Source organism: Salmonella sp. SAL04162 (genome assembly GCF_046551535.1).
In the GTDB taxonomy this organism is placed as follows: domain Bacteria; phylum Pseudomonadota; class Gammaproteobacteria; order Enterobacterales; family Enterobacteriaceae; genus Salmonella; species Salmonella enterica.
In genome coordinates, this window is the sequence record NZ_JBGDVX010000013.1 from 37848 (window position 1) to 52813 (window position 14966).

At 48.8% G+C, this 14966-nt stretch carries 12 protein-coding genes; 3 read left to right on the forward strand and 9 right to left on the reverse strand.

The features are described 5' to 3' along the window. Position 1: 1 nt before the first annotated feature. The 5 genes from bcfB to ACLJRH_RS21165 all read right to left on the reverse strand — a co-directional run bounded on the left by bcfB (position 2) and on the right by ACLJRH_RS21165 (position 7932). On the reverse strand, positions 2-688 hold the full coding sequence (gene bcfB / locus ACLJRH_RS21145; RefSeq protein ID WP_023137526.1) for a fimbrial biogenesis chaperone BcfB: 687 nt from the start codon (positions 686-688) through the stop codon (positions 2-4). Between the two features lie 99 nt (positions 689-787). Next, positions 788-1330: a fimbrial protein BcfA gene (locus tag ACLJRH_RS21150; protein ID WP_000743357.1), complete on the reverse strand. Its 543-nt coding sequence runs from the start codon at positions 1328-1330 to the stop codon at positions 788-790. 428 nt (positions 1331-1758) lie between these two features. Further along, positions 1759-2463 carry a winged helix-turn-helix transcriptional regulator gene (locus tag ACLJRH_RS21155; RefSeq protein WP_000738619.1) on the reverse strand — a complete coding sequence of 235 codons (705 nt, stop codon included), beginning with the start codon at positions 2461-2463 and terminating at the stop codon, positions 1759-1761. Between the two features lie 280 nt (positions 2464-2743). After that, positions 2744-5740: a hypothetical protein gene (locus ACLJRH_RS21160; RefSeq protein ID WP_023137527.1), complete on the reverse strand. Its 2997-nt coding sequence runs from the start codon at positions 5738-5740 to the stop codon at positions 2744-2746. A 92-nt stretch (positions 5741-5832) separates the two neighbouring features. Then, the gene (locus ACLJRH_RS21165; protein ID WP_000235809.1) at positions 5833-7932 is read right to left on the reverse strand and encodes a glycosyl hydrolase family 18 protein; all 2100 of its coding nucleotides are present in this window, start codon (positions 7930-7932) and stop codon (positions 5833-5835) included. 380 nt (positions 7933-8312) lie between these two features. Here ACLJRH_RS21165 and ACLJRH_RS21170 point away from each other — a divergent pair, with 380 nt between their 5' ends. Together ACLJRH_RS21170 and ACLJRH_RS21175 are read left to right on the forward strand one after the other, a co-directional pair. Next, positions 8313-8756 carry a transcriptional regulator gene (locus ACLJRH_RS21170; RefSeq protein WP_000860681.1) on the forward strand — a complete coding sequence of 148 codons (444 nt, stop codon included), beginning with the start codon at positions 8313-8315 and terminating at the stop codon, positions 8754-8756. A gap of 16 nt (positions 8757-8772) precedes the next feature. After that, positions 8773-9306, forward strand: coding sequence for a glycoside hydrolase family 108 protein (locus ACLJRH_RS21175; RefSeq protein ID WP_001527317.1), 534 nt, complete (start codon positions 8773-8775; stop codon positions 9304-9306). A gap of 60 nt (positions 9307-9366) precedes the next feature. On the opposite strand, the gene ACLJRH_RS21180 is transcribed toward ACLJRH_RS21175, so the two are convergent. The 4 genes from ACLJRH_RS21180 to dnaK form a co-directional block, all read right to left on the reverse strand. Continuing rightward, a complete protein-coding gene (locus ACLJRH_RS21180) occupies positions 9367-9711 on the reverse strand; it encodes a phage holin family protein (RefSeq protein WP_000026889.1) in 345 nt (114 codons plus the stop codon). A gap of 126 nt (positions 9712-9837) precedes the next feature. Further along, positions 9838-10785 (reverse strand): LysR family transcriptional regulator, encoded by a 948-nt coding sequence (locus ACLJRH_RS21185; protein ID WP_000534916.1) that lies wholly within the window; start codon positions 10783-10785, stop codon positions 9838-9840. A gap of 280 nt (positions 10786-11065) precedes the next feature. Next, positions 11066-12205 (reverse strand): molecular chaperone DnaJ, encoded by a 1140-nt coding sequence (gene dnaJ, locus ACLJRH_RS21190; RefSeq protein ID WP_001119009.1) that lies wholly within the window; start codon positions 12203-12205, stop codon positions 11066-11068. An 85-nt stretch (positions 12206-12290) separates the two neighbouring features. Next, positions 12291-14207 (reverse strand): molecular chaperone DnaK, encoded by a 1917-nt coding sequence (gene dnaK / locus ACLJRH_RS21195; RefSeq protein ID WP_000516126.1) that lies wholly within the window; start codon positions 14205-14207, stop codon positions 12291-12293. A 348-nt stretch (positions 14208-14555) separates the two neighbouring features. On the opposite strand from dnaK, the gene ACLJRH_RS21200 reads away from it, so the two are divergent. After that, entirely contained in the window at positions 14556-14960 is a 405-nt protein-coding gene (locus ACLJRH_RS21200; RefSeq protein ID WP_001258082.1) for a DUF2541 family protein, read from the forward strand. Positions 14961-14966 lie beyond the last annotated feature (6 nt).

The following is a 14966-nucleotide window of genomic DNA, read 5'->3' on the forward strand; positions in this document are numbered from 1 at the left end:
ATCATGAAGCTGGACAAACGCGTGCTGGCGTCGTTGCGCCAAAATCGTTTACCGTGCGCAAAGATACCTGGCCGGACGTCGCCGGGAGAGTGATCGCGCCTTTCGGCGGTACCATAGTATTCGGCAGCTTTTTCCCTGCGCTGTACAGTTCAACCATCGAAACGTAGTACGGCGAAGGGTTAGTAATCGTTAGCTGGCCGCGTTCGTTACGGCAGCGAAGCGTCGACGGGGCATGAGCTGGCGCCTCCGCCAGATTTTTCGGGCGAATAAATAGCTTAATCACGCTTTGCGTCGCAATTTGCAGGGAGTTGCCGGTCAGCTTATTTTTATCGACAGAGGGTATCGCTTTACTGTTTAAATAAAATACGCTTTCGCGATCGGTCGGTAATGACGGCCCGACATACATAATACGTAATATATTTTCTTTTTTAGGCTGGATCACAAAGAGAGGCGGCGTGATGATAAAATCCGTCGAGCGTGAACCATCGGCATTGGCGACCCATGACTGAATTAAAAAAACATTGCTGGCAGAAGAATTAATAATCGGCAAGGAGGTTTGCTTACTTCCCTGCGGATAAATCACCCTGGTCGCGCCCAGCGCAATGCCTCCCGCCTGCGCGGCAAACGACAGGCCGGCCGCCGACAGCAGTAGCAATAATCGAAGGAAAATCGGTACGTTTTTTTTCATCTGCGTAATATCCTGATGCCGTCGGTTTGTTACGCGCAGTGACGCGCGTAACGCCCCTTTCTCGCCTCCCAACAGACGAGAAAAAATCCCGATAAGGAATCAGGAATAAACCATGCTAAATGTCGCCGTCGCGGTAACATTACCGGCAGTCGCCGTACCGGTAGCTATATAATCCACGCTAAGCGGAATAACGTTTTCGCCATCGTTCAAAGTAACAGTACTGGACGATTCACCGATATTCAGCGCCTGGCCATCTGGTCCATAAAGTTGTAATGCCACATTCGTCGCCGAACCTGCCCCAGCGGTATTCGCCAGCGAACCCGGCTGGTTTGCGTCCTGCTGGCCATTAAAAATCACCGCCGCATTCTGGCTGGTCTGAGTATCGCAGTCTTCCAGTTTAATGGTGAAATCTTCTTTTTGATTCGCCACCATACCGGCCTCGGTTAATTTACTGGCGCGAACCTGGCCTAATGTCACGGTCTGATCGACAGAGTCAGCGGAAACAGAACAGGCAGCGTCAACGACCTGTCCGACAAAATTTACCGTACCGCCAGTGACGGTTGTAGTATCCGCTTGCGCGGTGGACAACATTCCGCCAAAGGCAATCGCAGAGACCATTAATGCTAGTACAGGCTTTTTCATTCAAGCTCCTTTTAAATATAAAAATAAGGGTAATCAGATTTTTTAACGAAACGGCTGCTGATATTTCTTCACAGCAATATCACGACTTTTTCTTATGCGAAAAAAAGTGTCTTCTTGTTCTGATATAAATATCAGAAGCAATAAAACAGCCACTCAACGTCGTGAGTTAATCTTTACGTTATAATGAGATAACGATGTTATTAATTATTAGCAAGCCAACGGCAAGTTGCAATCATCGACATTTGGTTTTATAGGACTAAGCATAACTTATTGTTTTATATTAACTTTACACCAGTCGTTCGGCCCATCTCCTTTAGCCATATTGACTTTTAAAAATAGCCTTCATAACAACCTTCAGTAAAACATTCTATTAACGATAACAGGCAAATTCAGTCGAGATATGTAAATATATCGTTGCGTATAGTACATTAATACGCCACTGGCAGTTTTCCGAGCGCCGTCAGCCGCCCATTGTCAATATGGATATACCCGCCTTTTTTTAGTTCAGACAGAATCTTCATGGTCCGACTGCGCGATATCCCGGTACGCCGTTGAATAAAATTCAACACGATAATGCTTTCCCGGTAGGCCTGTGGATAAGCCCAGATTTCAGTCAGCAGCGCCCGAACTTTCAGATAAGAATCGACGCCGACTAATTCACGATCGCGCGCGCTCATCACCATCAGACGGTAAGCCAGACAACGGGCCACGTCGTGCCACAAATCGCATTCATCGGCGATTTTTATAAAATCCGGCAGGCGAACAAATCTACCGGTACAAACCGTTTCTGCGAGCAAAAAGTGTTCCGGTCGCGCGGGGACGTTATAGGTAGCGCCATAGCTGTCAACCATACCCACGACCGATGGCGCAAACGATGAGGATATATGGAGTCGTTTGTCATTATGACAGAAAGAAACAACGCCTGACTCCAGTAATACAATGTAGTGTTCATCATTTGCCTGTAAATAAAACTCATCGCCGATACCCAGCGTAAACGGTTGGCCAAATGGCAACAAGGCCGAAAATAAGGCATCAATCGCCGCGTGAGGTTTAGCCTGCTGAGAAAAAAGAAAAGAGTGTAATGAATTCTCATTATTATCTTTAGCAAAAGCGTCGTTCATCATTTTTTTCATTAACGGTTGTCTACTCAATGTAGCGTCACAGTATAACCTCTCAAAAAGTACTTAAATTAATAATAAATAACATCGCTATGCAGTATTTCTGTATTCACAAGGCACTAATACGCAATATTTTTAAGATTAAGACAATTCTTAATACAAAATGATTACAGAAAATTAATCACGAATTACGCATAAAGAATGAGAGGTCAGGGGGCGCAAGAAAAGAGATTCGAAAGAACGCGCCTTCGAATCTCAAACTAATAGTCCAGATTAATGCAAATAAGCAGTGATATTATCTGAAATAGCGTGGAGCAGCATAATACTCTACCATTTTATCCGCCAGCCAGCCGCCGTCTTCACCGTTAGAATGGATTGTCGTAATACTGATAGTAGAACCACCGCCCCATAAGATCGAAAAGACGTTAAAGTCCGGTAGGTTCAGCGCCTGCATCTGGCCCCAGTCATACCCTTTATCTTTACGTAAAAAGTCGCCGACGGTCGGGACGCCGTAAGTCGCGCTATTTAAGGCCGTATTGAGTAGCTGCAAAGAGAGCGTGTCAGGATCGCTGCCAATGCGGGCGTCCCCCATAAAAAAGGTTCCGCCGGATGCAAAGTGCGCAGCGCTGATTTTACTGACGCCCTCTTCTACTGTAGGCATATGGCCGCCAGGGATTTGCCACAGCATGGCGGGCGTCAGCAGCGCTTTAGTCACCTGTTTGACCATCGCCAGATAATTAAGCCAGCATGTCGCATTCCAGCCATAGTGGGCAAGCGCATCAGGACTGAAACAGTCACGCTCAAATTTATCAAACGCAATAAAGTCCGGCGCATATTCTCCGCTATAAACGCCCAGTTCATGAATAAATTCGGCGATCGCCTGCCCTTCAGCTACCGGATCAGCGGTATCGCGCAGCACCCAGTCCGCCGTTCCTGTCGCCCAGACATTCGTCTGCCAGCCAAAAGCCACATCCGGGGCAAACTGACGAACAAGATAGTTCACCGCCTGAATATAGCCGTAGAGATCGTCGCTAAACGTCGGCAACGAAGGCGCGATAAAGCCAGCCATCGCCGGTAATGCTTGTATCGCCGCCGCCAGTTGGGCATTCACCGGCACACTGTTTTTTTGCCGTACTACGGTATAGCCATACGGTCCTTGCTGTAGCGCCCCCAGAAAATCCGGGTTGAGCACAAAGGTCGCCGGGACAGGATGCGTCTCATCTTTGTATGACTGCGCCGCCAGACACTGGGTAATAAAGTTACCAAAATGGTTACGTAGCTTTTGCGCATCCTGTAAATCCGCCAGGGCGCTACCGCCGCTGGCATTCGCGGTATAAATAACCATTACCGGCATGACGCTACGCCCGGCTTCTTTTTCTATCTGGCGCACCAACGCAACGGTTTTATGGATCGGTAACGTCGCGTAATCCAGAAAACCATCCCCGTTCACGTCAACCTCCGCGGCCGGAACCGGATCGCCGCCGCCGTCAAAACCATCGTATTTAAACAACGCGCTAAACGGTATATCGCGATAAAGAGAAACCGTCTCTGGCGCGTTAACCGTCACTCCGCCATGAGCAAGGTAATCAGGCCAACCTTTTACCTGTAGCGTCACGCCGGGCAGAAACTCCAGCGCCACATGGTTGACCTTTTGCAATAACCGTAGCGGCCCGGCCTGTTCACAACGCCACGGCACGCTGTCGATGAAAATATCGTCCGTCTGAACATCATACAGCCCGGGCGCAAAGCGTAATGCCAACGTCTGCCGATCGCTACCGCTCTCCAGTATTAATGAGTATTGATATTTACCGCTGCTGAACAGATAACGCTGTGGCGCGACGCCATCAGGCAGGCCCAGTAGAGTGGCATCCACCGTCACGAAACTCGCCGTGTCGATCGCTGCCTGCTGGTAAGCGACAGCAACCTCGGCAACCTGCGCCGCGGCAGGGATAAAACCCGTAAGCTGTATGGGTGCCGATATAAAGCGGTTATTAATCATCGCAGGCTGCAGATTGACCGTATAATGATGCCCCGCCAGTAGCCGGGTGATTAACTGCGGTTGGTTGGCGATAAGCGTGACGGTACGCTCATCCGCTTGCGTAGCATCGGCGATCTCAACGGTCAATTTCGCATTACCAAGCGCAGGGGCGTCAATCATCAGACGCGCGCTGGCATAACGGACAATCGGCAGACAGGATACCTGGACCTGCGCGGCGGCATCGCCGGTTTGCAGCGGAACGGTAAAAGAGGACTCGACTGGCGCGATTTGCATCTCATCATTCGCCAGTACCGGTACGGTAAGCCGATACGTTCCTGCGCTAAGATCGCCTATTGTCAGCACCTCTCCCCACTCACCGACAAAGCGCCGGGTTTCGCCGGCAGGAAACAGCAGCTCAATCGCCGATTTAAGCGCCACGGTCTGCGTCATGGCAGGAAAATGAACGCAAATTTTTCCCTGACGGGCAGGGTCATGGGCCAACGTCGCGCTCAAATCGCTGATGGCAACTGGTGTCTGCGTGGCGGCCAGATAGCACTGTAATTCGGCGGTATCCCCCGCCGCCAGCATCAGCGCGCCGTCATGATTAATGGTGATGGTATTCTTCTCGATGGGCCATCCCCCATCGCTGGCCAGCGTCACGGCCTGATTCCCCAGCATTGTTCCCTGAAACGGACTGTAGGGGTCGGGGTGCGCGCTGGCCGTAAAATTCAGTTGAAGCTGATTGAGATCTACCGCCTGGGCGTAGAGGTTGGTCAGCGTAAAGGTGACGCGTTGATACCAACTCGCGGTATTCAACTCGCTAACGTTAAGCGTAAGGCCGCGTTCCTGAAGGTTGTTATCCTTTTCCGGCGCATCGGGTTCGGCGGGGTGTTCATCTGCGGCGGGTATCGCTGGCGTCTCCTCATCGGATAAGGTTTCAGACTCTGTGTCTTCGGATGACGATGACGCCAGCATCAAGGTGATGGTGGACATTTTTCCCGGCACCTGTGTCGCCGCGAGGCTGAAAGAGAGCGTCCCGCGTTCGCCCGGCTGAAGAAGTAATGCATCGCTGTTATTAATGATGATGTTGTTAGTTTCCAGCGTGCCATACGAACTATCGTTCAACGTAAGCGGCAGGTTCCCTTTGAGCGTACCGCCGCTATTTCCCCATGGATCGATGTGCCCGGAGGCCGTGAACGATATTGCGGCATGGTTCATATCGACCGCATTACCGCTCTCATTAATAAAGGTTAAGGTGATTTTTTGATACCAGCTGTTGACGTCAAATGCGCTGGCATGGATGGAAATGGTCATGGTCTACTCTTCCTCTGTCCCTGGTGGAGAAAAGCCCCGGTAAACCGGGGCTTGAATCATGAAGCCCAATACAGCGTGCTTAATGCCGTGTATTAGTAAGCGCCAAGATCGGTCCATGCACCGCCGACACCGCAGTTCAGGTCAGGCTGGTTGCCCATAGACCACCATTTCACCTGATAGTTATGGCCTTTCCAGCTAACGATTTCGAAAGAACCCCAGTTTGCGCCATAAACGGTCAAAGCATCCCACTGTGCGTAAGGTGACGTTTTGTCATCTGCTGGCGTATCATCCTCAGCTGGCGTGGTATCTTCTTCCTCGTCCGGTACAGGAACGATAATCTCTTCTTCCTCTTCCGGTTCCGGTTGAACCTGAGATAGCGCAGGCACAGCCGTCAGAACAAAGCGCTGTTGAGAGGACGGTTCGTTGTAGCAGTCGCGTACAAACAGGGTGAACTGAAAGGCTGTTTTTTCGCTAACTTCCGGTACCACAACCTCAATGATTTCTGCCGTTTTGTCTGCCACAGCGATTTGAGAAGGCACGCCCCAGCTAAAGGACAATTCATCACTATCTTCATCAGAAGAACCTGCGCCAGACAGCTGTACCGTAGATCCGCCTACGACCAGCAGTTCAATCGCCGCTTTCGGCGCGTGGTTGACTTTCTGCGCGTCGTCGCTATCGCTCTGTTCTTCACCATTTTCTACATTGATACCTTCGAAGTAGAACGGTTCCATATCAATAACTTCAGATTCGATTTCATAACCCAGACCTTCACGCACGGCGTTAACCAGCACGCCGTTGTCCTGATCGATAGTCCAGGTAAACACGCCGCCCAGGCCCAGTTTCGCTGCATATTCGCCTTTTGCTTTGACAGTACGCGGCGTATCCAGGGATAAAAACAGTTTGGATTCCGGGCTATACAGGTAGTCAGCGTCAGCGACCTGGTCGGTGTAAACGTTGAAACCGTTACGACCTTTCTGGTTTTCCAGATCCAGGTAGCTATAAATGACGTCATACCATTCGCTGGTGCCGGATTCGAAAGAACCTGTAGTGTCACCTGTTCCCGGGTTATAAGAACCTTTCAGCGGCGACAGGGATTCAATTTCTGCCTGACGAGCGTTACGGGTATAGCCGGCATAACCGATGTTGATACGGTCAGCGGAGAAACCTTCCGCCAGCAGGTGATCAACGATGGTTTCGACAGCCCAGCCGCCCTCTTCCAGCGCTTTGCGGTTGGTGTGGTGGCCCAGCGTTTCCGCCCACGGCGTACCGAAGAAGTCATAGGTCATCAGGTTGATGCCATACAGGCCGGCAGCCAGCAGATCTTTTACTTTAGCGTGATCAAAAATCGTGGTCACTGCGGAAGCAGCGATAGAGATCTTCACATTGCTCAGACCAGCGGAATCCAGCTGTTTACGCAGTTCGGCAATCAGCAGCGCGTAGTTAGCGCCATCTTCCGGACCAAACGGGTTGCCCGCCCCTTCATCGTTCGGGTATTCCCAGTCAATATCCACTTCGCTGAACATCGGGAACTGTTTGAACAGTTTCACCACGCCTTTGGCGAAGATTTTACGAGAAGAGTCAGAAGCGGCGGTTTCGTGGAACCCGTTACTCATGCTCCAGCCGCCGATACTCATGGAGAGCGCCAGCGTGTGACCTGCGGCTTTCGCTTTTGCCTGCATATCACGCAGTGCGCCCAGCATACCTTTGGCGTTAGCCTGGGTCACGGTTTTCGGATCAACATCCCAGCCGCTGGTTTCAAAACCCAGGTTGATATAAGACTGGAAATCGCCCCACGGATCGAGGAAGGTCGGCTCATATTTCACTTTGCCGCACTGTGCTGCCGCTTCTGCTACGACGTCGCGGTTTTCTTTATCAATTTTTCTGAAACCGGTGATGCCAACAAAGCCGAAAATCAGTTTGTCATAAGCCGTCGGTGAAACATTGGTTAAATCATAACCACGGCCCGGTTGGGACATATTGCCTTGCAGACGGCTGTCATACTGTGACCAGTCGGTGTAATAACCGAATACCTTCGGTTTAGTCGTGGAGTTTTTATATTTATTGTATACCGGTTTCGCAACACGAGCGGAAGTATAGCTTATTTTATCATCGCTTGTTGCAGGGTCAAAACCATTCGCTGCATGGGTAGTTTCAGTAATTGTATCGCCTTGAATCAGTTTGCTTGTAGCCATTTTCAAATTTCCTTTTACGTTTCAAAATTGTCGCAGCTCGTTCTGCGGGGTCCATAATCGTTACAGGCATAAAAAATAGCTAATCACAAAACATCATCTTTTTAGATGATATAAAAATCATAAAAATGAGGTTAACAACACCGTCTGTCGAAGAGAAAACAACACCTCTCAGCGCCCGCTTAGTCAGTTCTGGTGAGAACATAGTAAATATCATTTATCATGTAATTAAATATCATTTAATTACAATGAAATAATGTGATTACACTCGCTATAGACAATGACAATACAATAAAACCAGTGACATTTATTGGATTAAGACATTTCTCATACAATATAGTCACCACAGACAACCAGGATGTACATTTCTAAAGGAAGACGTTATGAAAACTTATATCATTAATAGCAACTGCATTTACAATGAAGGTAAATATGAACTGAGGACGGTCTCGAATTCACAGGTTATTAAAATGACTGCGATGAGAGCCAAATGTCTCAGTTTCATCATCGAGAATGCTCATCTGGAGATTATCGAGCGACAAAAAATAACCACCGCGTTATGGGGAAGTCGAAGCCACTATGTTAATGATGCAAATCTAACGCAGATTCTCTATTTAATCAGACGTGACCTTAAAGCGCTTGGTATTAACGATCTTTTTATTACCATTCCAAGACAAGGCCTCAAAGTTAATAGTGATATCGCCATTATCGCGACGGATAGCGAAACAAAGGGAAGAAAAAAACAGATTGTACGGCAAACCATCGCTGCCCTGACGACCGTATTTTCAGTAACGTTAGGTTCTCTCATGTATCTGCATATTCACTAAGCGAAGGAAAGGGAAGATGAATCCAATTATAGATGGAATTATTGCGCTTGAAGGCGGTTACGTATTTAACCCTAAAGATAAAGGCGGCGCCACCCATTGGGGCATTACCGAAGCCACGGCGCGAGCGCATGGCTATGCTGGCGATATGCGGGATCTGACCCGCGCCGAAGCCTACGCGATTCTCGAAGAGGATTACTGGATAAAACCAGGCTTTGATGTCATCTCGACGCTATCGTGGCCAGTCTCCTTCGAGCTGTGCGATGCGGCAGTCAACATAGGCGCTTACCACCCCAGCACGTGGCTGCAACGCTGGTTGAACGTCTTTAATCACCAAGGTAAACGCTACCCGGATGTTCATGTGGATGGCAATATTGGTCCGCGGACGCTTGCCGCTCTCGAACATTATTTGGCCTGGCGAGGCCAGGAAGGGGAAGCCGTTTTGGTGAAAGCTCTCAATTGCAGTCAGGGCACGTACTACTTAAACGTTGCTGAGAAAAACCACAATAACGAACAATTTATTTATGGCTGGATCAAGAATAGAGTGACCTAGACCAGGCTGAAAAAAGACGCGTAAAAGGCTCACGGATGAGCCTGATACCGTGAATGATAATTAATCTGAATTATTTCCTTCGATAATTTTTTTAATCCGCCGCCCAAGAATTTTTAAGATCGGACTCGCGAAAACACCGCCTAAGCCTGCCGCCAACAGAACAATGTTGAAACTGCATTCTTTTTCGATCGCAATCGCGCTTAACAAGAAACTGGTGAAGCAGGAAATCACGATCTGCGTTAAGCAATATTTTATACTTTCATGAGAACTATTATATTCTGTCTTATCTTTGCGTAAAAGATAGCTGACAAAGCCTCCCCACGCGCCAATCGAAATAATAGTGAGTAAGATCTCCAGCTCCAATAGCACAACTTCCGTTGTCGACACATGGTTGGGAATAGACATTTTAACACTCCGAAATCATTATAAATGAATAATTAACACAAGGAGTGTAAGCGCCCTGTCAGGCGGGTGAAAATCAAAGCACATCATTTAAAACCATATTAAATCAAAGCGTAAAAATGAGGTGTATTAGCGACGGAAGGAGGAAAGCGTTTGTAACATACTTACCATCTCATTAATCGTCGATATATTTCTACTATTTTTATTCCAGGATGCATAGACCTGAACTGACTTCAAAGCCAGTTCGGGCGGAGGCTGAATAAATTTAATGTCATATTTACGATGGTTTTTATAAAAAAGCGCTAATTTCAAAGGCATCAATGCAATCAATGAGGTTCGTTCGATCATGCTCATCAAACCGTTAAGCGAATCACTGCGATAGCCGACAATACGCCTGCCAGTATAGTAAAGCTCATCCTTAAATAACTCGCTATCATGATATATCACTGAAGCCCCCATCCCCGGCTGATATAACGCATGACGCGAAGAATAAAAATGATGTAGCGATAGCTGTGAGAGGGTACTCAGCATGTGTTTACTGCTACAGATACAAACAAATGATTTAAAACTATCAATAATTTGATTCTCTATGCCGGACTCCAGCAAAGGTTCGGCACCAATCAACAGATCGCCTTGCGCAGTAAACAGAAGTTCGCTGATACGCTCCCGATTCATATTTCTGACAGAGAAATGATTTATCAAAATACGGTCAAAAATATCGCTGTTATAGAGCTGAGAAAGATAATAGCTTTCAACAATATCACTGCCTAATAACGTTATCTGGAACGCTTCATCTTTTTTGCTATTACAGAGAAATGTGTCATCCACCAGTTTCATCACCTGACTGAAATTTTGGTGAATGTCGACAGCCTTAGCTGTGGGGATGAGCCCGCCTTTCCCTCTGCTAAACAGTTCTTCCGGGTAATAACTCTGCAGGCGCTTTAACGCCATAGAGACGGCAGCCGGTGTAATGCCTAGCTTTTTTGCCGCCATAGCCGCATTTCCTGACAAAATAACAGCGTCAAGAATTTTGATTAAATTATAATCAAAGCTCTTGTTGGCACCTTTCGATCCCATTCGCTGTCTGCCTCCGGAAACTAAAAAAAGCAATATAGATAATACTCAAGATAAATCAATTCACAGCATCTAAAAAAGCAATCGTTAATGTCATCACATCACGTTTTTTTAAAGAATAAGCGTATACAAAACTGCTGATTAACATCAATTTGTTTATCAGTAAAAACAAAATATCAACAAATGAGAGGATACGATGCGTTTAACAGAAGCCTGGGCGCGTACAGGCAGAAAAAAGCCCGGATAAACACCCGGGCTGAAGAAAAATACAACGGGAAAAAGATTAGCGAGTCAAATCGTCAAAGAATTTTTTCACGCCGTCAAAGAAGCTTTTTGAACGCGGGCTGTTTTTCTCTCCCGTCGGGCCGCCAAAACTTTCCTGAAGATCTTTTAGCAATTGCTTCTGTTTTTCGCTCAGACCGACCGGCGTTTCAACCACCACACGGCACAGCAAATCGCCCTGCGCGCCACCGCGTACGGACTTCACGCCTTTGCCGCGCATACGGAACAACTTGCCCGTTTGTGTTTCGCTCGGTACTTTCAGCATCACGCGACCATCTAACGTCGGCACTTCAATTTCACCGCCCAGCGCCGCCATCGCAAAGTTGATCGGCACTTCGCAATAAAGATTATTGCCTTCACGCTCGAAAATAGGGTGTTGTTTCACCTGGACCTGAACGTACAAGTCGCCTGCCGGTGCGCCATGCTCGCCCGCTTCGCCCTCGCCTGCCAGACGAATACGATCGCCGGTATCCACGCCCGCCGGGATTTTAACGGACAGAGTTTTACTCTTTTCAACACGCCCATGACCGTGACATTTATGGCACGGATCTTTGATCAGCGTACCGCGTCCCTGACAGTGTGGGCAGGTCTGCTGTACAGCAAAGAATCCCTGGCGCATCTGTACCTGACCAGAACCATGACAGGTCGGACAGGTTTGCGGTTGCGTGCCAGCTTTCGCGCCGCTGCCGTGGCAAACGTCGCACTCCTCCAGCGTCGGAATACGGATCTCTTTGGTCACGCCACGCACCGCTTCTTCCAGGGTGAGATCCATGTTATAACGCAAATCAGCCCCACGCGCCGCACGTTGGCGACCACGCCCGCCGCCAAAGATATCGCCAAAAACGTCACCAAAGATATCACTGAAATCAGCGCCGCCATTGAAGCCGCCGCCAAATCCGCCGCCCATACCGCCTTGTTCAAACGCGGCGTGACCATACTGATCGTAGGCTGCGCGTTTTTGCGCATCGGTCAGCACTTCATAGGCTTCTTTAATCTCTTTAAATTTAGCTTCGGCCTCTTTATCACCCTGATTGCGGTCCGGATGATATTTCATGGCCAGGCGCTTATACGCCTTTTTGATTTCACGCTCTTCCGCTGTTTTGGAAACGCCTAAAATCTCGTAGTAATCTCTTTTCGCCATCTCTTTTTATCTGCCCTTAACATGCATACACGGGCGGAGAGGAAACCTCTTCGCCCGTGCCAGTAATTACCCGTTCAAAGGGCGATTATTTTTTATCTTTTACTTCTTCAAACTCAGCGTCGACAACGTCGTCATCTTTCGCGTTGTTTGCAGAAGCGTCAGCGGAGCCAGCCTGCTGCTGCGCATGTTGCTGCTGAGCGATTTCCATCAGTTTCTGGGAAACCTGCGCCAGTTCCTGCATTTTCGCTTCGATAGCGGCTTTATCTTCGCCTTTCAGGGCAGTTTCCAGCGCGCTCAGGGCAGACTCGATAGCGGTTTTGTCATCAGCCGGCAGTTTATCGCCTGCTTCTTCAACCTGCTTACGGGTGCTGTGCAGCAGATGGTCGCCCTGGTTACGGGTCTGAACCAGCTCTTCGAACTTACGGTCGGATTCAGCGTTCGCTTCTGCATCGCGAACCATTTTCTGAATTTCTTCCTCGTTCAGACCAGAAGATGCCTTGATGGTGATCTTCTGCTCTTTACCGCTATTTTTGTCTTTCGCGGAAACGTGCAGGATACCGTCAGCATCGATATCGAAGGTAACTTCGATCTGCGGCATACCGCGCGGCGCCGGGTTGATACCATCCAGGTTGAACTGACCCAGAGATTTGTTATCAGACGCACGTTTACGCTCACCCTGCAGCACATGGATGGTTACCGCAGACTGGTTGTCTTCCGCAGTAGAGAACACCTGGCTGTGCTTGGTCGGGATGGTGGTGTTTTTGGTGATAAGCGGAGTCATCACGCCACCCATCGTTTCGATACCCAGAGACAGCGGGGTAACGTCCAGCAGCAGTACGTCTTTCACGTCGCCGGTCAGAACGCCGCCCTGAACCGCTGCGCCGATAGCCACAGCTTCGTCCGGGTTAACGTCTTTACGCGGCTCTTTACCAAAGAACTCAGCCACTTTTTTCTGCACCATTGGCATACGGGTCTGACCGCCGACGAGGATCACGTCGTTGATATCAGACACGGACAGGCCAGCGTCCTGCAGTGCGACTTTCAGCGGCTCGATAGAACGGTTCACCAGATCTTCAACCAGGCTTTCCAGTTTCGCACGAGTCACTTTGATGTTCATGTGTTTCGGACCGGTGGCATCTGCGGTAATGTACGGCAGGTTCACGTCGGTCTGCTGCGCAGAAGACAGCTCGATTTTGGCTTTTTCTGCGGCTTCTTTCAGGCGCTGCATTGCCAGCGGATCGTTACGCAGGTCAATGCCCTGATCTTTCTTAAACTCGTCAACGAGGTAGTTGATCAGGCGGGTATCGAAGTCTTCACCACCCAGGTGGGTATCACCGTTGGTTGCCAGAACTTCAAAGGTTTTTTCGCCATCAACTTCGTCGATTTCGATAATAGAGATATCGAAAGTACCACCACCGAGGTCGTAAACCGCGATAGTACGGTTGCCGACTTCTTTATCCAGACCGTAAGCCAGCGCTGCGGCAGTCGGTTCGTTGATGATACGTTTGACTTCCAGACCTGCGATACGGCCGGCGTCTTTGGTAGCCTGACGCTGAGCATCGTTAAAGTAAGCCGGTACGGTGATAACCGCTTCAGTTACCGGTTCGCCCAGATAATCTTCAGCCGTTTTCTTCATTTTCTTCAGCACTTCGGCAGAAATCTGCGGCGGCGCCATTTTCTGACCTTTCACATCAAGCCATGCGTCGCCGTTGTCGGCGCCGATGATTTTGTACGGCATGATAGAAACGTCACGTTGAACTTCTTCGTCCTGGAAGCGGCGGCCAATCAGGCGTTTAATCGCAAACAGGGTGTTTTGCGGGTTTGTCACTGCCTGACGTTTAGCCGGCTGACCAACCAGAGTTTCACCATCCTGGGTATAAGCAATGATAGAAGGCGTAGTGCGATCGCCCTCGGCGTTCTCCAGCACGCGTGCCTGCGTTCCATCCATAATCGCTACACAAGAGTTGGTAGTACCCAGGTCGATACCAATAATTTTACCCATCTAAACGTCTCCACTAAAAATTCGGTCATCATGTGGTTGTGAATCTGTAATAAGGGCGAAACGTGCGGTTTCAACTACCCTGAATCGTTTTTTTTCAGACTCACCACTGCGGTTGACTACAAGATGGGGTCGTAACCCACGTCATCAAGGGGGAGATGAAAAAATTTTTTAGTGACGAGAGGGCGCGATGGAAAACCAGACAGATAAATATTCATGAAATAAATTAAACAACGAATACCATTCACGGAAAAATTGTAATAAAAAGAAAAGATTACAAAACTGAATCGTTGCCATGAGCAGAGTATGATAGACGGTAATTGCTTATTGAACCCGTCAAAGAGAAATTCCATGCGATCTGTGTTAACGATTTCCGCCGGCCTGCTTTTCGGCCTGGCGTTAAGTAGCGTCGCGCACGCGAACGACCATAAAATACTGGGTGTTATTGCCATGCCCAGAAATGAAACGAACGATCTCGCGCTGAAAATTCCCGTCTGCCGCATCGTGAAGCGCATTCAACTCACGGCGGATCACGGCGACATCGAACTTAGCGGCGCATCCGTCTATTTTAAAACTGCGCGTAGCGCCAGCCAAAACCTGAACGTCCCTTCCTCAATCAAAGAGGGCCAGACGACAGGCTGGATCAATATTAATAGCGATAACGACAACAAACGCTGCGTATCAAAGATTACCTTCTCAGGCCATACGGTAAATTCTTCCGATATGGCGAGACTTAAAGTCATTGGCGACGATTAATCGCTG

Excerpts from the sequence above, each read along its gene's own strand:
- bcfB (WP_023137526.1), bottom strand. The coding sequence starts at position 688 with ATGAAAAAAAACGTACCGATTTTCCTTCGATTATTGCTACTGCTGTCG.
- ACLJRH_RS21150 (WP_000743357.1), bottom strand. The coding sequence starts at position 1,330 with ATGAAAAAGCCTGTACTAGCATTAATGGTCTCTGCGATTGCCTTTGGC.
- ACLJRH_RS21155 (WP_000738619.1), bottom strand. The coding sequence starts at position 2,463 with ATGAAAAAAATGATGAACGACGCTTTTGCTAAAGATAATAATGAGAAT.
- ACLJRH_RS21160 (WP_023137527.1), bottom strand. The coding sequence starts at position 5,740 with ATGACCATTTCCATCCATGCCAGCGCATTTGACGTCAACAGCTGGTAT.
- ACLJRH_RS21165 (WP_000235809.1), bottom strand. The coding sequence starts at position 7,932 with ATGGCTACAAGCAAACTGATTCAAGGCGATACAATTACTGAAACTACC.
- ACLJRH_RS21170 (WP_000860681.1), top strand. The coding sequence starts at position 8,313 with ATGAAAACTTATATCATTAATAGCAACTGCATTTACAATGAAGGTAAA.
- ACLJRH_RS21175 (WP_001527317.1), top strand. The coding sequence starts at position 8,773 with ATGAATCCAATTATAGATGGAATTATTGCGCTTGAAGGCGGTTACGTA.
- ACLJRH_RS21180 (WP_000026889.1), bottom strand. The coding sequence starts at position 9,711 with ATGTCTATTCCCAACCATGTGTCGACAACGGAAGTTGTGCTATTGGAG.
- ACLJRH_RS21185 (WP_000534916.1), bottom strand. The coding sequence starts at position 10,785 with ATGGGATCGAAAGGTGCCAACAAGAGCTTTGATTATAATTTAATCAAA.
- dnaJ (WP_001119009.1), bottom strand. The coding sequence starts at position 12,205 with ATGGCGAAAAGAGATTACTACGAGATTTTAGGCGTTTCCAAAACAGCG.
- dnaK (WP_000516126.1), bottom strand. The coding sequence starts at position 14,207 with ATGGGTAAAATTATTGGTATCGACCTGGGTACTACCAACTCTTGTGTA.
- ACLJRH_RS21200 (WP_001258082.1), top strand. The coding sequence starts at position 14,556 with ATGCGATCTGTGTTAACGATTTCCGCCGGCCTGCTTTTCGGCCTGGCG.